The sequence below is a fragment of the Arsukibacterium sp. genome (assembly GCF_033721375.1).
Lineage (GTDB): Bacteria > Pseudomonadota > Gammaproteobacteria > Enterobacterales > Alteromonadaceae > Alishewanella.
Genome location: NZ_JAWWAP010000002.1, coordinates 129,044 through 151,164, shown reverse-complemented (window position 1 = coordinate 151,164; position 22,121 = coordinate 129,044). Strand labels below are relative to the sequence as shown.

At 49.5% G+C, this 22,121-nt stretch carries 24 protein-coding genes; 19 read left to right on the top strand and 5 right to left on the bottom strand.

The genetic code is table 11. The annotated features are described in order from the left end of the window. Positions 1-15 precede the first annotated feature (15 nt). The 4 genes from pstB (at position 16) to R3187_RS03840 (ending at position 3,657) form a co-directional block, all read left to right on the top strand. Complete coding sequence (gene pstB, locus R3187_RS03855; protein WP_318965384.1) at positions 16-783, top strand: phosphate ABC transporter ATP-binding protein PstB; 768 nt, start codon at positions 16-18, stop codon at positions 781-783. Positions 784-827: 44 nt separating this feature from the next. After that, entirely contained in the window at positions 828-1,538 is a 711-nt protein-coding gene (gene phoU, locus R3187_RS03850) for a phosphate signaling complex protein PhoU (RefSeq protein WP_214001084.1), read from the top strand. Between the two features lie 155 nt (positions 1,539-1,693). Next, complete coding sequence (locus tag R3187_RS03845) at positions 1,694-2,371, top strand: TIGR00153 family protein (protein ID WP_318965383.1); 678 nt, start codon at positions 1,694-1,696, stop codon at positions 2,369-2,371. Between the two features lie 17 nt (positions 2,372-2,388). Continuing rightward, positions 2,389-3,657 carry an inorganic phosphate transporter gene (locus tag R3187_RS03840; protein WP_318965381.1) on the top strand — a complete coding sequence of 423 codons (1,269 nt, stop codon included), beginning with the start codon at positions 2,389-2,391 and terminating at the stop codon, positions 3,655-3,657. Between the two features lie 77 nt (positions 3,658-3,734). Here R3187_RS03840 and R3187_RS03835 read toward each other — a convergent pair whose 3' ends face one another. Beyond that, a complete protein-coding gene (locus R3187_RS03835) occupies positions 3,735-5,999 on the bottom strand; it encodes a S8 family serine peptidase (RefSeq protein ID WP_318965380.1) in 2,265 nt (754 codons plus the stop codon). A 402-nt stretch (positions 6,000-6,401) separates the two neighbouring features. Here R3187_RS03835 and R3187_RS03830 point away from each other — a divergent pair, with 402 nt between their 5' ends. The 7 genes from R3187_RS03830 (at position 6,402) to R3187_RS03800 (ending at position 13,516) form a co-directional block, all read left to right on the top strand. Then, positions 6,402-7,310, top strand: coding sequence for a hydrogen peroxide-inducible genes activator (locus R3187_RS03830; protein ID WP_318965379.1), 909 nt, complete (start codon positions 6,402-6,404; stop codon positions 7,308-7,310). Between the two features lie 80 nt (positions 7,311-7,390). Beyond that, positions 7,391-8,416, top strand: a complete 1,026-nt coding sequence (gene queA, locus R3187_RS03825; protein WP_318965378.1) for a tRNA preQ1(34) S-adenosylmethionine ribosyltransferase-isomerase QueA — start codon at positions 7,391-7,393, stop codon at positions 8,414-8,416. A gap of 213 nt (positions 8,417-8,629) precedes the next feature. After that, a complete protein-coding gene (gene tgt, locus R3187_RS03820; RefSeq protein ID WP_318965377.1) occupies positions 8,630-9,793 on the top strand; it encodes a tRNA guanosine(34) transglycosylase Tgt in 1,164 nt (387 codons plus the stop codon). Positions 9,794-9,860: 67 nt separating this feature from the next. Then, complete coding sequence (yajC, locus tag R3187_RS03815) at positions 9,861-10,199, top strand: preprotein translocase subunit YajC (RefSeq protein WP_217671084.1); 339 nt, start codon at positions 9,861-9,863, stop codon at positions 10,197-10,199. 29 nt (positions 10,200-10,228) lie between these two features. After that, complete coding sequence (gene secD / locus R3187_RS03810) at positions 10,229-12,082, top strand: protein translocase subunit SecD (protein ID WP_318965376.1); 1,854 nt, start codon at positions 10,229-10,231, stop codon at positions 12,080-12,082. Positions 12,083-12,091: 9 nt separating this feature from the next. Continuing rightward, positions 12,092-13,039: a protein translocase subunit SecF gene (gene secF / locus R3187_RS03805; protein WP_318965375.1), complete on the top strand. Its 948-nt coding sequence runs from the start codon at positions 12,092-12,094 to the stop codon at positions 13,037-13,039. Between the two features lie 105 nt (positions 13,040-13,144). Next, entirely contained in the window at positions 13,145-13,516 is a 372-nt protein-coding gene (locus tag R3187_RS03800; RefSeq protein ID WP_318965374.1) for a rhodanese-like domain-containing protein, read from the top strand. Positions 13,517-13,548: 32 nt separating this feature from the next. Here R3187_RS03800 and suhB read toward each other — a convergent pair whose 3' ends face one another. Further along, positions 13,549-14,352: an inositol-1-monophosphatase gene (gene suhB / locus R3187_RS03795; protein ID WP_318965373.1), complete on the bottom strand. Its 804-nt coding sequence runs from the start codon at positions 14,350-14,352 to the stop codon at positions 13,549-13,551. A gap of 252 nt (positions 14,353-14,604) precedes the next feature. On the opposite strand from suhB, the gene R3187_RS03790 reads away from it, so the two are divergent. Together R3187_RS03790 and R3187_RS03785 are read left to right on the top strand one after the other, a co-directional pair. Then, positions 14,605-15,333, top strand: coding sequence for a complement resistance protein TraT (locus tag R3187_RS03790; RefSeq protein ID WP_318965372.1), 729 nt, complete (start codon positions 14,605-14,607; stop codon positions 15,331-15,333). Then, complete coding sequence (locus tag R3187_RS03785) at positions 15,334-16,152, top strand: complement resistance protein TraT (RefSeq protein WP_318965371.1); 819 nt, start codon at positions 15,334-15,336, stop codon at positions 16,150-16,152. Positions 16,153-16,185: 33 nt separating this feature from the next. Here R3187_RS03785 and R3187_RS03780 read toward each other — a convergent pair whose 3' ends face one another. After that, complete coding sequence (locus tag R3187_RS03780) at positions 16,186-16,926, bottom strand: ferredoxin--NADP reductase (RefSeq protein ID WP_318965370.1); 741 nt, start codon at positions 16,924-16,926, stop codon at positions 16,186-16,188. Between the two features lie 77 nt (positions 16,927-17,003). Here R3187_RS03780 and R3187_RS03775 point away from each other — a divergent pair, with 77 nt between their 5' ends. From R3187_RS03775 to R3187_RS03750, 6 genes are all read left to right on the top strand, one after another. Continuing rightward, positions 17,004-17,342 (top strand): tRNA-binding protein, encoded by a 339-nt coding sequence (locus tag R3187_RS03775; RefSeq protein ID WP_318965369.1) that lies wholly within the window; start codon positions 17,004-17,006, stop codon positions 17,340-17,342. Positions 17,343-17,406: 64 nt separating this feature from the next. Further along, positions 17,407-17,889 carry a SixA phosphatase family protein gene (locus R3187_RS03770; protein WP_318965368.1) on the top strand — a complete coding sequence of 161 codons (483 nt, stop codon included), beginning with the start codon at positions 17,407-17,409 and terminating at the stop codon, positions 17,887-17,889. Between the two features lie 33 nt (positions 17,890-17,922). After that, positions 17,923-18,336, top strand: a complete 414-nt coding sequence (locus tag R3187_RS03765; RefSeq protein WP_318965367.1) for a gamma-glutamylcyclotransferase family protein — start codon at positions 17,923-17,925, stop codon at positions 18,334-18,336. Positions 18,337-18,413: 77 nt separating this feature from the next. Further along, complete coding sequence (locus tag R3187_RS03760; RefSeq protein WP_318965366.1) at positions 18,414-18,722, top strand: type II toxin-antitoxin system RelE/ParE family toxin; 309 nt, start codon at positions 18,414-18,416, stop codon at positions 18,720-18,722. Between the two features lie 34 nt (positions 18,723-18,756). Further along, positions 18,757-19,056: a HigA family addiction module antitoxin gene (locus R3187_RS03755; RefSeq protein WP_097111429.1), complete on the top strand. Its 300-nt coding sequence runs from the start codon at positions 18,757-18,759 to the stop codon at positions 19,054-19,056. 22 nt (positions 19,057-19,078) lie between these two features. Then, entirely contained in the window at positions 19,079-19,438 is a 360-nt protein-coding gene (locus R3187_RS03750) for a hypothetical protein (protein ID WP_318965365.1), read from the top strand. 49 nt (positions 19,439-19,487) lie between these two features. Here the strand turns inward: R3187_RS03750 and R3187_RS03745 are convergent, their stop codons facing one another. Further along, positions 19,488-20,378, bottom strand: coding sequence for an FRG domain-containing protein (locus tag R3187_RS03745; RefSeq protein WP_318965364.1), 891 nt, complete (start codon positions 20,376-20,378; stop codon positions 19,488-19,490). A gap of 105 nt (positions 20,379-20,483) precedes the next feature. Further along, positions 20,484-22,070: a bifunctional phosphoribosylaminoimidazolecarboxamide formyltransferase/IMP cyclohydrolase gene (gene purH, locus R3187_RS03740; RefSeq protein WP_318965363.1), complete on the bottom strand. Its 1,587-nt coding sequence runs from the start codon at positions 22,068-22,070 to the stop codon at positions 20,484-20,486. Positions 22,071-22,121 lie beyond the last annotated feature (51 nt).

The following is a 22,121-nucleotide window of genomic DNA, read 5'->3' as shown; positions in this document are numbered from 1 at the left end:
TTGGCAGGGTAGACTATGGCAGCAGAGGTTATCGCAAAACTGGAAGTGCAGGATTTATCGCTGAAATTTGCTGACAAAACCGTATTGCAGCACGTGAATCTGCGGATCCCAAAGCACAGAATTACCGCCTTTATCGGCCCGTCTGGCTGCGGTAAATCCAGCTTATTGCGCAGTTTTAACCGGATGAATGAATTACTGGAAGATACGACGACAACCGGCCAAGTGTTACTGGATGGTCAGAACATTTACCACTCTGCAGTTGAAGTGGCCGAACTCAGACGCAGAGTGGGAATTGTGTTTCAGAAGCCGAATCCATTTCCGCACAGCGTATATGAAAATGTTGCCTTTGGCCTGCGCTTACAGGGCATTAACCAGGCCCGGCAGCTGGATGAGCGGGTAGAGTCGGCGTTACGCAAAGCAGCGTTGTGGGAAGAAGTCCGCGACCGCCTGCATGACAGTGCGGTCAATTTATCGGGTGGTCAGCAACAGCGGTTAGTGATTGCCAGAGCGATAGCGATTGAACCGGAGGTGTTATTGCTGGATGAGCCCGCTTCAGCGCTGGATCCGATTTCAACGCTGAAAATAGAAGAGCTGATGTACGACTTAAAACAGCACTATACTCTGGTAATAGTAACGCACAATATGCAACAGGCCGCCCGGGTGTCAGATTACACCGCCTTTTTAAATATGGGGCAGCTGGTTGAGTTTGATGAAACGAATAAGATGTTTACTGATCCCAGCCACCGCGCTACCGAAGATTATATTACCGGTCGTTTTGGCTAGCAGGCTCAGCAAACAGCACATTTAACAGCAGCAAGGGTCATTCAATGGACAAGTTAAATTTATCTAAGCATATCTCCAGTCAGTTTAATGAAGAGATAGAGCAGGTTCGTAACCATGTTATGGCGATGGGCGGCTTAATTGAAAGACAGCTGTTTGATGCACTGGAAGCAATAGCCAACAGCGATAGCGAGCTGGCGCAACAAGTCATTCAGAACGACTTAAAGGTCAATGACTGGGAGCTGCAAATTGATCAGGAGTGCACCCGGATCATTGCCAAGCGCCAGCCAGCAGCCAGCGATTTACGGTTAATTATGGCCATTTTGAAAACCATTGCTGATCTGGAACGGATTGGTGATGAAACCCGGCGGATTGCCAAGGTGGCACTGGAGTCATTTAACAGTGCACAGCAGGATTTACTGGTTAATCTGGATAATCTGGGCCGGCATGTTGGTCAGATGTTGCATGATGTGCTGGATGCGTTTGCCCGGATGGACGTCGAAGCTGCATTAACAGTGCATAAAGAAGATAAAAAAGTGGACCGGGAATACGAGTCTATTACCCGTCAGTTAATGACCTATATGATTGAAGACCCCCGTTCTATTCCAAAGATCATGAATGTGCTCTGGTCGGCCCGTTCGCTGGAGCGGATTGGAGACAGATGCAAAAACCTGTCTGAATACATTATCTTTTTTGTTAAAGGTAAAGTCGTCCGGCACAGCTCGGAAGAAACGCTGGAAAAAGAAGCCCGCAGCTGACATTTTGAAAACCGGCTCGCTTTTTTAAAACGCCTCAACCAGACTTCTGGCTGAGGCGTTTGTTTTTATCTGCTAATATTTCATTTTTATTGCGGTTTGATTGCAGTTACAATGCGCGCCGACCTTATTCACCCTGAATATTATGAGGCCAGACTATGCCAGGTAATACATTTTTATCCGTGTTTGCCAAGTCACCGATAAAACCTATTGAAGAACATATTCGCAAAGTGCACGAAGCCAGTGAGCTGCTGTTGCCATTTTTTTCTGCGGTGTATCAGAAAGACTGGCACAAAGCAGCCGAGGTGCGAAAAGATATCGTTACCCTGGAAAAAGACGCAGATAAAATGAAGCGGGACATCCGGATTAACTTGCCCCGCGGCTTATTTTTGCCGGTAGACCGGACTGATATTCTGGAATTAGTGGCACAGCAAGACAAAATTGCCAATAAAACCAAAGATATCTCTGGCCGGGTACTGGGCCGCGAGCTGGAAATTCCTGAGGCCATTCAAACCGACTTTCATGCGTATATTCAGCGTTGTATTGATGCCACGGCGATGGCGTCTGAAGCCATTAATGAGCTGGACGAATTGCTGGAAACCGGTTTTCGCGGGCGTGAAGTGGACTTGGTTATCAAGATGGTCGAAAAGCTGGACGCCATCGAGCATGATACCGATGAAATGCAGATTAAGTTGCGTAAAGCAGTGCGCGGCGCAGAAGCCCAACTGAATCCGGTAGATGTAATGTTTCTGTACCGGACTATCGAATGGATTGGCGATTTAGCCGATATCGCCCAGAAAGTGGGCTCTCGTCTAGAAATCATGCTAGCCCGTTAATAAAAAAGGTATTACTGATGGATATTATTCAATCATACGGCCTCATTCTGATTATCCTGGCTGCCGTTTTTGGCTTTCTGATGGCGTACGGCGTCGGGGCAAACGATGTGGCCAATGCCATGGGCACCTCAGTAGGGTCAAAGGCACTGACCATTAAACAGGCAATTTTTATTGCTGCCATTTTTGAATTTGCCGGTGCTTATCTGGCTGGTGGCTCGGTTACCTCCACCATCCGTGGCGGCATTACCGATGCGGCGTTTTTTGTCGATACGCCAGAGCTGATGGTTTACGGCATGATAGCGGCGTTACTGGCCGCAGCAACCTGGTTAATCGTGGCCTCTTACTTTGGCTGGCCGGTATCAACCACGCACTCTATTGTTGGCTCGATTATTGGTTTTGCCGCAGTCGGCGTCGGCATTGATGCGGTGCACTGGGATAAAGTAGGCGGTATTGTCGGCAGCTGGGTGGTGACGCCGGTGCTGGCCGGTATTCTGGCTTATATGTTCTTTATGAGTGCACAGAAACTTATTTTTGATACCGATCATCCCATTGTCAATGCCAAGAAATACGTGCCGTTTTATATGGCCTTCGCCGCTTTTGTTATGGCGCTGGTCACCGTGCAAAAAGGCTTAAAACATATTGGTCTGGATATCAGTACGGCCAATGGCTATCTGCTGTCGCTGGCGCTGGGGGTGGTCGTTGGCATCATTGGTAAAATTGTTATCAGCCGGATAAAAATTGACCCGGCAGCTGATAAGAAAATGCAGTTTAACAACGTTGAGCGCATTTTCAGTGTGTTAATGATTACCACTGCCTGTTGTATGGCGTTTGCCCATGGTTCTAACGACGTTGCCAATGCGATAGGGCCATTGGCAGCGGTCGTTAGCGTGGTCAGCTCTGGCGGCGAAATCGCCAGTAAAGCGGCACTGGCCTGGTGGATATTGCCACTGGGCGGTATTGGTATCGTAATTGGTCTGGCAACCCTGGGTGCCCGGGTGATTAAAACCGTCGGCACAGCCATTACCCACTTAACCCCAAGCCGTGGCTTTGCAGCCGAACTGTCGGCCGCGTCAACGGTGGTTATCGCTTCCGGTGCCGGTTTACCGATATCTACCACCCAGACTTTGGTAGGTGCTGTATTAGGCGTCGGCTTAGCCCGCGGCATTGCTGCCCTTAACTTAGGCGTGGTGCGTAATATCTTTATTTCCTGGGTTATTACCCTGCCAGTCGGTGCCGGTCTGGCGATTGTCTTCTTTTACATTCTGCAGTTCTTGTTTACCTTGTAGTTGTTCTGAAATGCGGGAATGAAAAAGGGGCTGAAATTCAGCCCCTTTTTGTTAGGTCTGTAAATAACCTTGGCCGGTTACGGCTGGTATGTGCTGATCAGGGTTAAATCCCGAACTGCACGAAAGCCATAGACCGACATATGCCAGACGCCCGCTTCAGGGTTTGAGATAACACAGGTTTCCTCGTTACCATTGCGGTTTGGCCGGCAATCATAACTGCCTGCTGTTGGTGTGCTGCCATACTTCAGATACAAGTCGGCATCGCCGCGGCCACCGGTAATGGTTACGCTCAGCTCTGCCATACCCGCCGGGACATCCAGCGTGTAGTGCTGCCAGGCACGACGGCCCACATTGATATCAGTAATGGTTTCACCACCGGCATCTGGTAAATCCGGATCGTCGGCTTCATTAAAACTGCCTGTCAGACTAACCCCGGTAAAGGCGGTATAACCAATTACCTTAACGAAGTAAGTGCCTTGCTGGGCCGGGTCAATGTCGCAGCTTTCATTGTTGCCGCCCAGGTAAGGCCGGCAATCGTAGTCGCCAACGGTAGGCGCTGCGCCGAATTTAACGTACATATCAGCATCACCTGTGCCACCACTCATCACAAAGGACAAGTCGGTAGCCATCGCAGGCACATCCAACGTGAACATTAACTCCTCACCACCGGCACCGGCCAATCCGGTAACTGCGACACCATTTTCCAGCTCAGTCGCGCCGGGCGGGGTAGGCTCATCCGGGCCATCGCCTGAACCGGCACAGCCATATTCAGCCAGATAGTCAACGGCGTCTTTGGCTTGCACCAGGCCAAAGCCATAAGAGGTATCGCGACCCGCAGCGCCCAGATCTTCCGCACTGGCGGCCAGGGCAGAGCGTATTTCAGCATTGCTGCAATCCGGGAAGTGGCTCCAGACCAGCGCTGCCACACCGGCAACATGAGGTGATGCCATCGAGGTGCCGCTCATCAGGCCATAGTTACTGGCACCTGAAGTCAGGTTAGCTATGCTACCGAGCTGCGCCATTAGCATCTGACCGTCTTCCTGAGAAATACTTACAGCAGGAATGGTGGCAGTAGTGCCTTCCACGGTGCCGCTGAAATTACCTGATTCATTGTTATAGATAATGGCAGCTAAACCACCACCCGCCTGGCACGATTCGACTTTCTGCGAGAAAGCCACTTCACCTCTGGAAATTAAACAGACTTTATCAGTAACATCAGTACAGGCCTCAACTGCCAGACCACAGTCTGCAAATTCTGCATTAACCGCGCCGCTGCCAGAGCCTGACATTGGGATCGCATCGTAAAACACGCTGTTTACGCTAAGCTGACCTTCCAGGCCCTGACCTTCAGGGTAAGTAGAACGCACGTCTACACCCGGACCGGCTAATTCGACCTGGGCATTACGCTGGGAAAAATCTGCCAGGGTGCGGGTGTTATCTACTGCCGCAACAGAAACCACAGAATCATAAGAGGCCGGGTAAGACATAGCGGTGTTGCCGTCATTACCGGCAGCAGCAATTAATAACAGCCCGGCGTCAAAGGCGGCTTGCATGGCGTTGTTTTCGGTGGCGCTCGCACCTGCACCGCCCAGGCTCATATTAACTACTGTTGCACCGGCATCGGCACAGGCATTAACTGCACTGGCAAGGGTTGACGAGTAGCCCCAGCCTTCAGCATTAAACACTTTAATGATATGCATATTCAGCTGGCCATTTGGCATAATGCCGACTACACCGGTGTCATTATTCAGGGCGCCGATAGTGCCCGCTACATGGGTGCCGTGCGGGCCACCCGCATCGAACCAGTTACCTGTTCCAACATCATTGGTTCCGTTAATGTTCCCTGCTGCAAAATCTTCATGCGGCAGATTTAACCCGGAATCGATCACACAGACAGTCTGATTACCGGCAAACTCATCGCTGACTAAATCGGCCTGTACCATTGGGAAGCCATAAGGAATTTGCTGCATCAGCGGGTAACGACGTTGATCCACTTCAATCATTTCAATGGTGGGATCAGTTTTTAACAAGTTAACCAGGCCGGGGCGCAGCTCAACAGCAATGGCACGTTGCGCCGCCAACAGATGATGAACCCGGGCACCCTGGCGTTTTAACTTGCTGCTACTGTCAGTTAGCTGCGCCAGAATGGCTTCTTTAGTCTGTTTATGCTGGTTTAAGACAAAATCTTTGTGTTTACTCAGCCCCAGGCTGCTGTCTTTATACTTAATGATATAACGATTATCGTCAGCGCTGTTTTTATCGGTGGCGGCAAGGGCACTGCTAACGGCAAGGGCCAGCAGGCTGCAGCTGGCAACGGCCAGTGGTTTGGTCAATTTGGACATGATTCACCCTCCTGAGGTGATTTTTATAATAGATTGTTCCTTCAAACTGGTTTACGGACTGCCCAACTCGTAAACAAGGGTCAATGCAAATACATCGCATGTTACTCTTAGCAGTGAAATACTCCGGAGCACTATTGCAATACGGCGCAAATTACATACATTGATTGCATCAAGCTATAACAAAAGGATTACTGTTTCAAATTGTAATTTACAAAATAAACAAATAGTAAATGTAAGTGTTTGAAAATTCGCTTTTTATAATTTGCAAAAGCAAATCAGCAGTCTTATTAATAAAAAATTACTACAGATGTTAATTTTTGAGCGGCGCTCGACCCCGGGCATGCTATCCGCTATATTGATTTGTATAATTGTACAAAATTTGATTTTTGAGCGAAATTTACAATGAAAAGACTGCCAAGCGTTAAACAACTGCAATATTTACTGGCGTTGCATGAACACCAGCATTTTGGGCGTGCTGCTGAAGCTTGCTTTGTTGGCCAGTCAACCTTAAGTGCTGCTATTGCTAATCTGGAAGAGACCATGCAAACCCAGTTGCTGGAGCGGGATCATAAAACCTTTATTTTTACCTCGCTCGGTGAAGATGTGGTGCGCCAGGCGCGGCATATTATTGAGCAATGTGAGGAGCTAACTGAGTTTGCCAAATCGCAGGGCAAACCGATGGCGGGCCCCTTCAGGTTAGGTTGTATCCCGACTATAGCGCCGTTTGTGCTTAGCGAGGTAATGAGTTTATGCCGCGAGCGCTACCCTGATTTACAACTGTTGCTGCGGGAGGACACTACCGACAACTCCCTGCATGCCCTGGCCGAGGGCCGGCTGGATATGGTGTTATTGGCATTGCCTTACGAAACCGGCGCTTTTCATACCGAAGTCCTGGCGCAGGATGGTTTTAAACTGGTGCTGCATAAAGACTGGCTGGGCCGGGGTTTTAATCAGGATATCAGCCAATGGCCGGACGAAAGTATTTTTTTGCTGGAGCGGGAGCACTGCCTGACCGGTCATGCGGTCAAAGCTTGTGAGCTGGAAGACAGTCGCAAGGTAAACCCGTTTTTTGCTACCAGCCTGCATACCTTAACCCAGATGGTCAATAATAAACTGGGTGTGACCTTTATACCGCAAATGGCGATTAACAGCGGCTTGCTGGAGAGTACCGAACTGATTACCCAGTTGCCAACCAGCGGCAACGCATACCGCGATATAGGCGTAGCCTGGCGGCCGACATCAAGTAAAGCTCGCAGCTACCGGTTAATGACCAGCCTGATCAGCGAAGTACTGGCGCAAAAATGCCAGTAAATCTAAGCGGGCTTCTGCTAGAATAGCGGCTGTTTTTTTACAGCCGTGCCTCTGGTCGGTAAAGCCAAGGAAATTTTTGTATGCAAGTTAAAGACTTCTCATTCGAGTTGCCTGAGCAACTTATTGCCCGTTTTCCCAAAGCCGAACGCTCGAGCAGCCGCCTGTTGGCGATGGACAAGCAAAGCGGAGCATTAAGCCACCATATTTTTAAAGAGCTGACTGACTTTTTGCAGCCCGGCGACTTACTGGTGTTTAACAACACCAAAGTGATACCGGCCCGGCTGTTTGGTCAGAAAGCCTCAGGCGGCAAAGTTGAGGTATTGGTTGAGCGAATGCTGGATGACAAGCGTTTTTTAGCGCATGTCCGGGCCAGCAAGGCGCCTAAACCCGGCACGGTGTTGCTGCTGGAAAACGCTGCTGAAGTGCGGATGAATCAGCGCCATGACGAGCTGTTTGAACTGGAAGTGCTTAGCGACGAGCCGGTTTTAGTGATGCTGGAGCGGTTAGGCCATATGCCACTGCCGCCCTATATCGACCGACCTGACACCGAAGAAGATAAAGCGCGTTATCAAACGGTTTATAACGAAAAGCCTGGTGCCGTTGCCGCACCGACTGCCGGCCTGCATTTTGACCAGCCGTTACTGGATAAGCTGCAAGCTAAAGGCGTGGAGTTTGCTTATGTAACCTTGCATGTTGGCGCGGGCACGTTTCAGCCGGTACGGGTTGATAATGTGCTGGAACATAAGATGCACGCCGAGTATATCGAGGTGCCACAGCAGGTGGTTGATGCTATTGCCCGCTGTAAAGCCCGTGGCAACAAAGTAGTAGCGGTAGGCACGACCTCGGTGCGTTCACTGGAATCGGCTGCTCAGCAGGGCGGTGGTCAGCTGATTAGCTATAACGGCGATACCCAGATTTTTATCTATCCGGGTTACCAGTTTAAAGTCGTTGATGCGTTGATCACTAACTTTCATTTGCCGGAATCAACGCTGATTATGCTGGTATCTGCATTCAGCAGCCGGGAACATGTCATGAATGCCTACGATACAGCGATTAACGAGCAATACCGGTTTTACTCTTATGGCGATGCGATGTTTATTGGCTAACTTCTAAGTAAGATCAGGTAGTAAGGAAATTCCTGTTTCGCCGCCTTCGACAGCACATCCCTGTGCTGTCTCAGCCTCCGCGGCATCCATGCCGCTGCTACACAGGAACACCTTACTACCTTCTTGCAGGTTCCTGCTTAGTTAATCTGGATTTAGCTGTTATAATCGCGGCGCAAAAAAGCCAGACTGTTTTTCTGGCATATGAGGATAGTAATGAAATTTGAATTAGATACCACCGACGGCCGGGCCCGTCGTGGCCGGCTGATTTTTGACCGTGGCATAGTCGAAACCCCGGCCTTTATGCCGGTAGGCACTTACGGCACCGTTAAAGGTATGACGCCGGAAGAGCTGGACGCCACCGGTGCCCAGATTTGCTTAGGTAATACCTTTCACTTAATGCTGCGCCCGGGCACTGAGATCATAAAAAAACACGGCGACTTGCATGACTTTATGCACTGGCATAAGCCTATTCTGACCGACTCTGGTGGCTTTCAGGTATTTAGCCTGGGTGAGCTTCGCAAGATCACCGAAGAGGGTGTTAAGTTCCGCTCGCCGCTTAATGGCGAGCGAATTATGCTGACTCCTGAGCGCTCGATGGAAGTGCAACGTGATTTAGGCTCAGATATCGTGATGATTTTCGATGAATGTACGCCTTATCCGGCGACCGAGCAGCAGGCGAAAAAGTCGATGGAGATGTCGCTGCGCTGGGCAAAGCGCTCTAAAGATGCCCACGCTGACAACCCGGCAGCGTTATTCGGCATTATTCAGGGCGGCATGTACCCGAATTTACGTGATGTTTCCCTGCAGGGCCTGGAAGAAATTGGCTTTGATGGCTACGCCATTGGCGGTTTATCGGTCGGTGAGCCGAAAGAGGATATGATTAATATTCTGAACCATACCACCGGCCAGATGCCGAGCCACAAGCCTCGTTATTTAATGGGTGTTGGCAAACCGGAAGATATTGTTGAGGCCGTACGCCGGGGTATCGATATGTTCGACTGTGTTATGCCAACCCGCAATGCCCGCAATGGCCACCTGTTTATCAGTACCGGGGTGGTGAAAATTCGCAATGCCAAACATAAAGAGGATATCTCGCCTCTGGATCCGGAATGCGATTGCTACACTTGTAAAAATTATTCCCGGTCATATCTACATCATCTGGATCGCTGCAATGAAATACTGGGTGCGCGGCTTAACACTATTCATAATTTGCATCATTACCAAAAACTGATGCAGGGATTGCGCGACGCCATAGCCGCTGGTACCTTGGAGCAGTTTGTCAGTGAGTTTTATGCTAAACGCGATATGGCGGTACCGCAGCTGGAGCAGATTGCCAATTGCCCGGATAATACTGCAACAGCAGTTAGCACGAATTAATAACGACCAGCAATAACAATGTAATAAATTAAAACTTAACTATTTTATTAATTTTAAGGGGATAACCATGAGTCTATTTATCAGCAATGCCTATGCCGACAGCGCCGCAGCAGCACCACAGGGTGGCGGCTGGGATTTAATTATTATGTTGCTGGCCTTTGGCCTGATTTTCTATTTCTTAATTTACCGGCCACAAGCCAAGCGGGTAAAAGAGCACCGCAACCTGATGGCGGCACTGGGTAAAGGCGATGAAGTATTAACTCAGGGTGGTATTGTTGGCCGGATCAGCAAAATTGCCGATGACAAAGACTTTGTTACCGTAGCGTTAAATGACAGCACTGAAGTAACAGTGCAGAAATCAGCGATCAGTGCTGTATTACCGAAAGGCACCTTAAAGTCGCTGTAAGCGGCTAAGCGAATAAAAAGGATCATCTTGTGTTGAACAAAAATCCTCTCTGGCGGTATTTGGTGGTGTTTGGCATGCTGCTGGCAGCATTCCTGTATGCACTGCCTAATGTGTACCCAGAAGATCCGGCATTAAACATTAATGCCAGTCGGGGCGGCGTGGTCAGCGAGACCACCCGCGCCGAACTTGAGCAGGCGTTTGTTGCTGCCAATATCACGGCTAAAGCCGTGACCCTGACCGAAGGTCAGATCCTGGCCCGGTTCAGCAGTGCTGAAGATCAGCTGCGGGCGCGGGAAGTGGCAGAGCGCCAGTTGGGCGGTACCTACATTACTGCGCTGAATATGGTGCCAACCACACCGGGTTGGCTGCGCGCTATTGGTGCCAGTCCGATGAAACTGGGCCTGGACTTACGTGGTGGCGTGCACTTTCTGATGGCCGTTGATATGAAAGCGGCTATTGATAAAAACCTTAACGATTTGGTGCAGGCGTTCCGGGCCGACTTACGCGAAGAGCGGGTACGCTACCGGGCAGTGCAGGCCGATTTAGAGCGCGCTCAGGTGCAGATTTTACTGCGTAGTGCTGAAGATGTGGCAGCAGCGCGGTCTGCATTAGCTAAAAACGACCAGGAGCTGCTATTCAGTGACGGTGACAGCGAGCATAGCCTGGTTGTCAGCTTAAGCGAAAACCGGGTCAGAGAAATCCGGGAATATGCGCTGGAGCAGAATATTACCATTATCCGTAACCGGGTAAATGAAATTGGCGTAGCTGAGCCGCTGGTTCAGCGCCAGGGTGCCGATCGGATTATTGTGCAATTACCGGGCGTACAGGACCCGGCGCAAGCCAAGGAAATTCTGGGGGCAACCGCCACGCTGGAGTTCCGGTTGGTAGATAATGACTCTGATATAGGTGCGGCGTTAGACGGCCGTCTGCCGGCCGGGGCAAGTTTATATCGGGATCGTAACGGTATGCCTTATTTGCTGGAAAACCGCACCATGCTAACTGGTGATCATATAACCGGCGCGAGCTCTGGCTATGATGAAATGTCACGGCCACAAGTCAGTATTACGCTGGATGCACAGGGCGGTAACTTACTGTCGAATGCAACCCGCAGTACTATCGGCCGGCAAATGGCAACGGTATTTATTGAATACAAGCCAGGTGAAGAACGTAATGAAGATGGCACGCCGGTATTGGTTAAGCATGAAGAAGTTATTAATGCGGCCACTATTCAGGCAAGGCTTGGCCGTAGTTTCCGGATAACCGGTATTGATAATCCGGCCGAAGCCCAGAATCTGGCATTGCTGTTGCGCGCAGGTGCATTAATTGCCCCGACTCAGATCATTGAAGAACGGACCATAGGCCCGAGCCTGGGTAAGGAAAACATTGAGTTGGGTATGACCGCCATTATGTGGGGCATGGTGGTAGTACTGATCTTTATGGTGCTGTATTACAAAGCCTTTGGTTTAATTGCCAATGTTGCCCTGATTGCCAACCTTATTCTGATCACCGGCTTTATGTCGATGATCCCGGGCGCTACGCTGACCCTGCCGGGTATGGCCGGTATCGTGTTAACAGTGGGGATGGCGGTTGATGCTAACGTGCTGATATTTGAGCGGATCCGGGAAGAGCTGGCAGAAGGACGCAGTGTCCAGCAGGCCATTCATCATGGTTACGACCGCGCATTTGGTACCATTGCCGACTCGAATATCACTACCTTACTGGTGGCGCTGATCCTGTTTGGTATTGGTACCGGACCGGTTAAAGGGTTTGCCATTACTCTGGCTATCGGTATTCTGACATCAATATTTACATCTGTGGTCGGAACCCGCTTGCTGGTTAATTTAATCTGGGGTGGCCGCCGTGTGCAGTCACTACCTATGTAGGGAGGCGGTGTGAGAATATTTAGCTTTAAAGAACCGCTTAATTTTATGCGGTTTAAAATGCCGGCGCTGATATTATCAGGTCTGTTGGTCATTGCCTCACTGGCGACCATTACCGTGAAAGGCATGAACTGGGGTCTGGATTTTACCGGTGGTACCGTTATTGAAGTAGGTTACAACGGTGGCGCCGATTTATCCCAGGTGCGTAAAGTGCTGGCCGATAACGGCTATGCTGATGCCGTGGTGCAGTACTTTGGTTCCAGCGAAGATGTCGCCATCCGGATTTCACCGCGCGAAGGGGTGGACCAGTCAACCATTTCCAATGAGGTGCTGCGGGCACTGAGTGCAACCTCCAGCGAGCCCATTGAGATGCGCCGGGTGGAATTTGTCGGACCCAGTGTCGGAGATGAGTTAAAAGAGCAGGGCGGTTTAGCCATGCTGGCGGCACTGATTGGTATTCTGCTGTATGTCACCATGCGGTTCGAATGGCGCCTGTCTGTAGGTGCAGTATTGTCGCTGGGCCACGATGTGATTATTACTCTTGGCTTGTTTTCATTGCTGCAACTGGAGTTTGATTTAACGGTGCTGGCGGCCATCCTGGCGCTAATCGGTTATTCGATTAACGATACCATCGTGGTGTTTGACCGGATTAGGGAAAGCTTTCGCAAACTGCGTGACGCCACAGTACATGAAACCATCAATGAGGCGGTTACCTCGACGCTGAACCGGACTGTCGTCACCTCATTAACCACCATTATTGTGTTGGTTGTATTGTTTACGATGGGCGGGGCGTTAATCCACAATTTTGCCTTTGCCTTGTTGTTTGGTATTGGCATTGGTACTTACTCCTCTATATTCGTGGCCAGTTCGCTGGCAGTGCAGCTGGGTATCAGCCGTGAGGATATGTTGCCACCACCGCCGCCGGAAAAAGAAGGCGAAGGCACCGAGCCTTTGCTGTAAAACAGCGCTTTATGTGCTACAAATGCCAGTCTGTGACTGGCATTTTTTTTAAATAATGTTGAGAGTATTGTTAAGAGTACTGTTGAGAATAATTGGAGGATAACTATGGCGGCCCAACATGCCCCCGGCTTTATTGCCCTGGTTAACCAGGCCAAAGCTGAAATTAATGAGATCACTATCGATGAATTGCTGCAACATAACCAACCTTATGTGTTGCTGGATGTGCGGGAAGATCACGAGTGGGCCAAAGGCCACCTGCCCGAAGCAATGCATCTGGGCAAAGGCATTATTGAACGGGATATTGAACAAACGGTAGCGGATAAGAAACAAAAAATCGTGTTGTACTGCGGCGGTGGCTATCGTTCAGCGCTGGCAGCACTTACCTTGCAGCAAATGGGCTATCAGCAGGTATTGAGTCTGGCCGGTGGCTACAGAGAATGGACAGAGCAGGGACTGGCAGTGGAAGTGCCGGCTTAGGCCTGAGCGCTAAGCCGGAACGGGTAAGCGGTTTATTTAGCCAGGGTTTCTGACAGGTGTGGCCGCATACCTTTCACCATCGCTTGCAACACTTTCGGGCTGGCAGCTACGATATTACCGCTTTTCATCTGGTTAGAACCGCCGGTAAAGTCACACACCATACCACCGGCTTCACGCACAATCAGTTCACCGGCGGCAATATCCCAGGGCTTTAAACCAATTTCAAAGAAACCATCGAACCGACCGGCGGCGACATAGGCTAAATCCAGGGCAGCAGAGCCGGTCCGGCGCATATCAGCGCAATCAGCAAAAAAGCTGTTAAAGATTTTGCTGTAGCTGTCTAAATGATGTTTTGCTTTAAACGGAAAGCCTGTTGCTAAAATAGCACCTGTCATATCAGGCAGCGCCGTTACCCGGATACGGGTACCGTTAAGCTGGGCACCGCGGCCACGTGAGGCGGTAAATAACTCACCACGCAGTGGATCAAAGATCACTGCCTGGTCCAGTTTGCCCTGATGTTTTAAGGCGATGGAAACCGCGAAGTGCGGAATGCCTTTAATAAAGTTGGTGGTGCCGTCGAGTGGATCAATAATCCACTGAAACTCGCTGTCGCTGTTACCGTAATCGCCATGCTCTTCACCAACAATACCGTGCGTCGGAAAAGATTTTTTCAAAATTGCCACGATAGCCTGTTCAGCTTCTTTATCGACATTAGTGACAAAGTCGTTGCTGCCTTTTTGCAGCTTTTGAACCATATCTAACTGGCCACAAGCACGGGCAATGATATTACCTGCACTACGGGCAGCACGGATGGCGATGTTCAACATCGGATGCATAGCGATTACCTTATTTTAAAAAGAGCGTTATAAAGAGCTGTATAAAGAACAAACAAAAGAGCGGCGCGTATTGTAGCGGCTGCAGGCTAAAAGTAAAGATAATTGGCATTAAAAGAGCGTCGTCATCGCCAGCAACACCTGGTTACATAGTTTAACCAGCGAATATTAACGCTTTGCTAACGATTCAGATAATATTCAGCTTGATTGCGCACAATAGCGCTATAAATAAAGTACTAATTTAGTGAGGTTGCTATGAGTTTTCTGAAACTGACCCTGACAGGCGTGCTGCTGATAAGCCTGACAGGCTGCGGGGCTTTACACACTTCAGTGGCTAAACGTAATCTGGATGTGCAGACCAAGATGTCCTCCAGCATTTTTCTGGACCCGGTAGAGCCTTCTCAGCGCACCATTTTTGTCGACGTGCGCAATACCTCTGATAAACCCGAATTTGATATTAAACCGCAGGTGGTCGCTAACCTGCGCGCCAGAGGCTATCAGGTAATAGATAGCCCGGGCCAGGCACATTACTGGTTACAGGCAAATGTATTGCAGGTCGGACGTACTAATGGCCGCGATGCGAACCGGGCGTTTGCCGCGGGCCCTGGTATAGCTGGCGGCGCGGTTACCGGTTATGCCATTCACCGCGCAACAGGCGGCTCTGGCGCTGCCGGTTTAGGTGCGGCGGTAGCGGGTGCTGCTGCCGGTACTATTGTCGATGCCCTGGTGGAAGATGTTTACTACACCGCGATTACCGACATTCAGATTATGGAACGCTTTGCCGGCACGGTCAGCGAACGCTCTGAGCACCAGCTATTGCAGGGTGACAGTGGCAGTACGAGCTCAAGCTATCAGCGGCAGACCGATATGCGCAAATACCAGAGCCGGGTAATGAGCTATGCCAATCAGGCAAACCTGAAGTGGCCCGAAGCGGCACCACAACTTACTGATGGTGTTGCCCGCTCGCTGGCCGGTTTGTTCTAAATGCGCTGGCTAATGTGCTTGCTGCTGCTATTGCCGCTAACAGGCTGTATGGCACTGCATACTTCGGTCGCGAAAGGTAAGCTGGATGTGCAAACCCGGATGAGCGAAACCATCTATCTGGACCCGGTAGAGCCTGAGCTTAGAACCATTTTTCTGGATATCCGCCAGACTGCAGCCGAATACCAGTTGCCGCTGGCGGACGACGTGCGCGATTTACTACTAAGCCGTGGCTACCAGTTGGTTGATTCCCCGCAGCAGGCACAGTACTGGCTGCAGGTGAATGTCCGCACCGTGTTAAAAGAGCGGCCAGAGGTGGTACTGGCCAGTGGCGAATATAATATGAGCCCGGAGCAAATTCATCAGCTGTTGTATCCGGGCATACCGTACGAAGATCCCCATTTGCAGGCCGTTGCGGTGCAGCGCCGGGCCCGCAATGTCGCAATATATGCTGATGCCAGTTATGGTACTGATATTGATGGTAAGGATATCGCCAGGGCATTGGTGGTGCTGGCCGCCTGGGCGGGTGCTGAATATGTCGGTAATCAGCTGGTAAAGGATAAATATTACACTATGCTGACCGATATCCAGCTGGCCGAAAAGATTGCCCCTGACAGTATTGGCCGGGTGCAGGAAAGCAGCAGGCAGCAACTGCAACAGGGTGACAGTGGTAATACTGAATTGTTATGGGAGCTGGCAACCGACCGGCGCAAGTATCAGGTAAAAGTGGTTAGCTTTGCTAATAAAGCCAACCTGAGCTGGCAGGACGCCGAACAGCCGCTGCATCAGGGGCTGCTGCGCTCGTTAGCCGGTATCTTTTGATCCTGCTGCAAATGTGGTCAGCTGCGGCAAGCGTTACCAATATTGCTCAACAGTGATATTGCCGGGGCTGCGGCGTAAATTCTTTTTCAAGCCTAAACTGATCAGTAAGTTTTTGGTGTCTGTGATCATCTGCGGGTTACCACACAGCATGACCTGTGAGTTGGAGTTGAGTAGCTGGCCGCATTGTTGCTGCAACTGATGCGAGCTGATTAAATTCGGGATCCGGTCATGTAATGCACCCGGATGCTGCTCGCGGGTAACAACCGGTTGGTAATGCAGGTGTCCCGGATGCTGCGCCACAAAACCTTCAATCAAATCTTTATACGCCAGATCGGCAGCATTGCGTACGCTATGCACCAGAATAATCTGTTCAAACCGCCGGTAAGGTTCGCTGGTCGCCAGCATCGATAAATAGGGACCAATGCCGGTGCCGGTTGCAATCAGCCATAAATTATCACCATCAGGCACTTCATCCAGAATAAAAAAGCCGCTGGCCGGCTGACTGATGCCAATGGTATCGCCTGGGGTAAGTTGCTGCAGTAACGGTGATAATAAGCCCTCTGCCACCGTGCTGATTAAAAATTCCTGATAGTCGCTGTCGGGTGGGTTTACCAGGGAGTAGGCGCGTTGAACTCGCCCCTGTGGGCCTTCAACAGCCAGTCTGACAAACTGACCGGCAATAAAAGGCAGTGGTCCGGTTTTAGCTTTTATACTGAATAAGCTGCTGGTCCAGTAAATTGTTTCAGAAACCGTTGCATTTAACCATTGCGCCATAGGGTTCTCCGGATTAAGTTATGCTTTATGTTCAGGATATTAGCATAGCAGCTTAACAGTTTAGCGCAGGAGTCGGTATGGAAACTATCAGCTGGCAGGATTTTGCCAAAGTAGAACTTCGGGTAGGCACCATTATTGCGGTGGACGATTTCCCCGAGGCCCGCAAACCTGCTTATAAACTGCAGGTCGATTTTGGCAGCGACATAGGCATTAAAAAATCCAGTGCTCAGATCACTACCCTGTACAGTAAAGAACAATTACTGGGGCGCCAGATAATGGCGGTGGTTAATTTTCCGGCCAAACAAATAGGGCCAATCCAGTCAGAGTGTCTGGTAACCGGCTTTGCCCGCGAAGACGGTGCCATTGTGCTGGTAGGGGTCGACAGCCCGGTGCCCAACGGGACTAAATTGGCTTAAATAGCTAGCAGATATTTTTGGTGTCATAAATTTGCCTTAACACCGTGCTATAACTGCGGCCGCTATGAATAAATACTTATATTTTCTTCGCCATGCTACCGCAGAGGTTATCCGGCCCAATCAGCTGGATATTGACCGCTGCCTGGTGGAAAAAGGTCGCTTGCAGGCCCGACGGGTTGCCCATTTTATGCAGCGCCACACTATTGAACCTGAGCTGGTACTGACCAGCCCTTATCCAAGAGCTATTCAAACCACAGCGATAGTCTGCAAAGAGGCAGAACTGACACCGGCCCGTGAGCTTGACTGGCTGGCGCTGGCTACCGACAGTCAAAGCGCCTTATGCCAGCTGTATCAGCAGCTGCCCGAATTGCCGCAGCACACCTTGCTGGTCGGCCATGAGCCGGATATTTCAGCTCTGATTAGTCTACTGCTGGGCTGTTATCAGCCGGCACTTAAAATCAGAAAAGCGTCATTAACGGCACTGGCATACTGCGAAATCAGCAACCGCTTTCAGCTGGAATGGTCAGTTCCGGCTAAATTTATGTAGAATTGAGGATTTCTGCTTTCGCGGGTTGTGCCAATGTCAGACTACTTATTTGTATACGGTACCCTTCGTAAACATGCCGAGCGCCGCGCCGCCGGCCAGCATTGTTATCAATTACTACAGCAGCATGCCAGTCTGCTCGGGCAGGGCCGGTTGCAGGCAACGTTGTATCTGGTCGATTATTACCCTGGTGCCGTTGTAAGTAACAACCCGAAGTGGCAGGTATCAGGTGAGGTGTATCAGCTTAAGCAACCCGCGCTATTACTGGCAGAACTGGACCAGTATGAAGAGTGCGGCCCCGGCTTTGCCAGCCCCACCGAATACCTGCGGCTTAAACAACAAATCACTGTTGAAAACAGCCTAAAGATTAGCGCCTGGGTGTATAGCTATAACCACCCAACTGATGGCCTGCAGCAGATAATGTCGGGTGATTTTCTGCATTGCCTTTAAAACTATCCTGTTTACCTCGCAATATTTGATAAGTGTAAAGCAATGCTTTACACTTTGGGCATTGATGAGGGATCAACATGGCAATTAAGAACTTTAAACATAAAGGACTAAAGAAGCTATTTTTGCACGGCGACCACAGTGGGGTGCAGCCGAAACATGCGGCCAAACTCACCATAATTCTTGATTCGATTGCCGCCTCTCATCAGCCTAAAGATTTACGTGCATTGTTTCAAACCAAATTTACTGAAAAAGTGGGTTCCGGGGCAGGTGTATATTCAATTGAAGTGAATGGTAACTGGCGGGTGACCTTCGAACTTGAAGAAGATGGTGCTGTGCTGTTGGATTACCGGGATTATCACGGTAAGCAAATAAGGGCACAAAAATAGTATGGCTGGTGTAGAAAGTAATCTGGAGGTTGTTATGGAAAAAATGACACGTTGTCCTAATCATCCCGGGCTGGTTTTTCGAAGCCAGATCCTGGAAGAACATGGTATCTCGGTGACTAAAGCTGCCAAAGCGTTAGGTGTTTCCCGTACTACTATGAGTAATTTTTGTCATGGTCATATACCTTGCTCCGCAGATTTGGCACAGCGTATTGCCCTGGCAACCGACAGCAATGTGGCTTTATGGATAAACCTGCAGGCAAATTATGATGCATGGCAGGCCGAACATGGCGAACAGCCTGTAGTTGAAAAATTAGTATTAAACAGCGCAGCCTGAAGTTAGTCAGCAGGCTTGCGTTATGAGTATGCTAAAACAACTGTTTCGCTGGCAAAAAGGCCGCCAGCAGAGTGGCTACAATAAAATGCTGCTGGCAGGCGCATACTGGCCGCTAAAATTTGACTGCTATCTGCTGCGCTTTCCGCAAGGCTGTGAAGTACCGCCACATAAAGACACCATACGCAGTGGCCGGCACTACCGGCTGAATATCGTATTAAAACAAGCCAAAAAGGGCGGCGATTTTATCTGCGCCGCGCCGATTTATCAGAATTCCCGCATTAAATTTTTTCGGCCAGACTTATGCGAGCATGCAGTAAGCAAAGTAGAGCAGGGCAGCCGTTATTTGTTGAGTATTGGTTGGGTTAAAGCCAGCAAAAGTTAGTCGGTGTGCACACCAACCTTTTATTTTAAGGATTTGTGATTTCTAGTGTTTAATTGTTTGCCCAGTAACTAAAAGTCTTAATGCTATTTTCCTGAAATGATCTGAATGTCGTGTCGATTGCGTCTTTGACCGAGCCCTCAATATCTGGAAATAAGGTTCGATTGTTGATATTCATTTTGTCTAAGCGATCCAAGATATTTATGCGATCTTTTTCGTTACATTTGAATGTCAATTTCTGCAATACGGGCTTGTCTGTATTCGGTCTTGCAAAAACTGAGACTATTCGTTTAAGCCATATTTCTAGGCTCATATAGAAACCATGCTCAGTAAAGAAGCCTTGCTGGAATGCTAATCTTCGGTTGTGAAGTTCCATATCTCCTTTGATTTTTAAAAGAGGGAACTGCTCGTGAAGAGTTTCTACTGGTTGTATCTTCTCGATGAATTCAGGCCATATCTCTCTACTAATTAAATCGTTTATTTCGTTTATAAGATCGATATTTATAACCCAAATACATTTTTCTGAATTGCCACTCGCTTTTATACTATCTGACAGAGCAAAAAATAACGCGATATAGGGTGAGTGTGACCAATCAAGTAAAGGTGATGGAAGCCCAAAATGTTGGCCAAATTGCCAGATATCTATAGATTCAGCTTTATCTCTGGGAAGGTCATTGTTGACTATGAGATTATTTATGAATTGTCGTTCTAATCGATTTTTGGTTACAGATGTTATGGTTTCTAAACTGTGTTTTTTATCAGGAAACTTCGAAAGTATTTGTTTTGAAAATCTTGTAAGAGTGGTTTCAAGTTCCCAAGAGGAACATGCATGTCCCCTAAAACCTAGTTTATGATCTCTTGTAATTAAACGCTGAGAAATAAAAGAAAAAAAATCTTCAGGATTTTCAAATGATTGAATTACCACGTCACCCATATTAGACATTTTTGCCACTCTAAAATTTTGTATCTGGTTGTAACACTAGACTTTACAGCTTTATTAAAGAAAAAAAAGGCCGCATAGCGGCCTTTTATCAACTAAAGCAGGTGCTTAATGACGGAAATGTCTTACACCGGTAAACACCATGGCCATGCCATGCTCATCGGCGGCGGCAATTACTTCAGCATCGCGCATCGAACCACCTGGCTGGATGACCGCGGTAATACCTGCAGCGGCAGCAGCGTCGATACCATCCCGGAACGGGAAGAACGCGTCTGAAGCCATTACTGACCCTTTAACTTCCAGGTTTTCATCAGCAGCCTTGATGCCGGCGATTTTCGCGCTGTAGACCCGGCTCATCTGGCCGGCGCCAACGCCGATGGTCATGCTGTCTTTGACATAAACAATGGCGTTTGATTTAACAAACTTAGCGACTTTCCAGCAGAACAGTAAGTCTTTCAGTTCCTGCTCGGTGGGCTGGCGCTTAGTCACAACTTTTAAATCATCAGCTGTTATTTGGGCCTGGTCGCGGTCCTGTAGCAGCATGCCGCCATTAACCTGTTTCATATCCAGCGCGTTAGCGGCCTGGCTGAACTCGCCACATACCAGTAACCGCACATTAGGCTTGCTGCCTACTACCGCAACGGCGGCGTCTGAAGCAGCGGGCGCGATAATCACTTCAACAAACTGGCGGCTGACAATTTCTTTGGCCGTGGTTTCATCCAGCTCGCGGTTAAAGGCAATAATGCCACCAAACGCCGAGGTGGGGTCAGTCTGATAGGCGCGGTTATACGCAGCCAGAATAGAGTCACCAATGGCCACGCCGCACGGGTTAGCGTGTTTGACGATAACGCAGGCTGGTTCACTGAATTCTTTGACGCATTCGAGTGCAGCATCGGTATCGGCGATATTATTGTAAGACAGCGCCTTGCCCTGTAACTGTTTAGCCGTTGCAACAGACGCTTCCGCGGCACCATCCTGCACATAAAACGCGGCACTCTGGTGGCTGTTTTCGCCGTAGCGTAAATCTTGTTTTTTAACAAACTGACTGTTGAAGGTGCGTGGGAACTTGCTGACTGGCTCGGCAGGGTTGTCATAGGCCGGCAGCATGGCGCCAAAATAATTGGCTATCATGCCATCGTACTGCGCGGTATGTTCAAAAGCACTGATCGCCAGGCTAAAGCGGGTGGCATGGCTGGTTGCGCCATTATTCTCGTTCATCTCAGCGAGCACCGTGCTGTAGTCTCTGGCATTAACCACAATAGTCACATCTTTATGGTTTTTCGCGGCAGCACGCACCATGGTCGGGCCGCCGATATCTATATTTTCAATCGCATCTTCCAGGGTGCAACCTGGTTTGGCAACGGTACTGGCAAACGGATACAGATTAACGACCACCAGATCAATCGGGCCAATGCTGTTGTCGGCCATCACGTTTTCATCAACACCACGCCTTGCCAGAATACCACCGTGAATTTTCGGGTGCAGGGTTTTCACCCGGCCGTCCATAATTTCCGGATGACCGGTATAGTCGGAAACTTCAGTCACCTGAATACCGTGTTCGGCCAGCAATTTAGCGGTGCCGCCGGTTGACAGAATATCAACGTGTTGTTCTGCCAGGGCGCGGGCAAATTCAACGATACCGGTTTTGTCAGACACGCTTAATAGTGCGCGGCGAATAGGGCGTAGTGTTGTCATGCTTAAATTCTCTTGTCACTTGCAGAAATCAGAGTTTAACTTAACCAATAA

Coding starts and splice junctions, on each gene's coding strand:
- R3187_RS03755 (WP_097111429.1), top strand. CDS start 18,757: ATGGAAAAAATGACACGTTGTCCTAATCATCCCGGGCTGGTTTTTCGA.
- suhB (WP_318965373.1), bottom strand. CDS start 14,352: ATGCATCCGATGTTGAACATCGCCATCCGTGCTGCCCGTAGTGCAGGT.
- R3187_RS03775 (WP_318965369.1), top strand. CDS start 17,004: ATGGAAACTATCAGCTGGCAGGATTTTGCCAAAGTAGAACTTCGGGTA.
- R3187_RS03845 (WP_318965383.1), top strand. CDS start 1,694: ATGCCAGGTAATACATTTTTATCCGTGTTTGCCAAGTCACCGATAAAA.
- R3187_RS03840 (WP_318965381.1), top strand. CDS start 2,389: ATGGATATTATTCAATCATACGGCCTCATTCTGATTATCCTGGCTGCC.
- yajC (WP_217671084.1), top strand. CDS start 9,861: ATGAGTCTATTTATCAGCAATGCCTATGCCGACAGCGCCGCAGCAGCA.
- R3187_RS03800 (WP_318965374.1), top strand. CDS start 13,145: ATGGCGGCCCAACATGCCCCCGGCTTTATTGCCCTGGTTAACCAGGCC.
- purH (WP_318965363.1), bottom strand. CDS start 22,070: ATGACAACACTACGCCCTATTCGCCGCGCACTATTAAGCGTGTCTGAC.
- R3187_RS03760 (WP_318965366.1), top strand. CDS start 18,414: ATGGCAATTAAGAACTTTAAACATAAAGGACTAAAGAAGCTATTTTTG.
- tgt (WP_318965377.1), top strand. CDS start 8,630: ATGAAATTTGAATTAGATACCACCGACGGCCGGGCCCGTCGTGGCCGG.
- phoU (WP_214001084.1), top strand. CDS start 828: ATGGACAAGTTAAATTTATCTAAGCATATCTCCAGTCAGTTTAATGAA.
- R3187_RS03780 (WP_318965370.1), bottom strand. CDS start 16,926: ATGGCGCAATGGTTAAATGCAACGGTTTCTGAAACAATTTACTGGACC.
- R3187_RS03785 (WP_318965371.1), top strand. CDS start 15,334: ATGCGCTGGCTAATGTGCTTGCTGCTGCTATTGCCGCTAACAGGCTGT.
- R3187_RS03830 (WP_318965379.1), top strand. CDS start 6,402: ATGAAAAGACTGCCAAGCGTTAAACAACTGCAATATTTACTGGCGTTG.
- R3187_RS03765 (WP_318965367.1), top strand. CDS start 17,923: ATGTCAGACTACTTATTTGTATACGGTACCCTTCGTAAACATGCCGAG.
- R3187_RS03770 (WP_318965368.1), top strand. CDS start 17,407: ATGAATAAATACTTATATTTTCTTCGCCATGCTACCGCAGAGGTTATC.
- pstB (WP_318965384.1), top strand. CDS start 16: ATGGCAGCAGAGGTTATCGCAAAACTGGAAGTGCAGGATTTATCGCTG.
- R3187_RS03835 (WP_318965380.1), bottom strand. CDS start 5,999: ATGTCCAAATTGACCAAACCACTGGCCGTTGCCAGCTGCAGCCTGCTG.
- queA (WP_318965378.1), top strand. CDS start 7,391: ATGCAAGTTAAAGACTTCTCATTCGAGTTGCCTGAGCAACTTATTGCC.
- R3187_RS03790 (WP_318965372.1), top strand. CDS start 14,605: ATGAGTTTTCTGAAACTGACCCTGACAGGCGTGCTGCTGATAAGCCTG.
- R3187_RS03745 (WP_318965364.1), bottom strand. CDS start 20,378: ATGTCTAATATGGGTGACGTGGTAATTCAATCATTTGAAAATCCTGAA.
- R3187_RS03750 (WP_318965365.1), top strand. CDS start 19,079: ATGAGTATGCTAAAACAACTGTTTCGCTGGCAAAAAGGCCGCCAGCAG.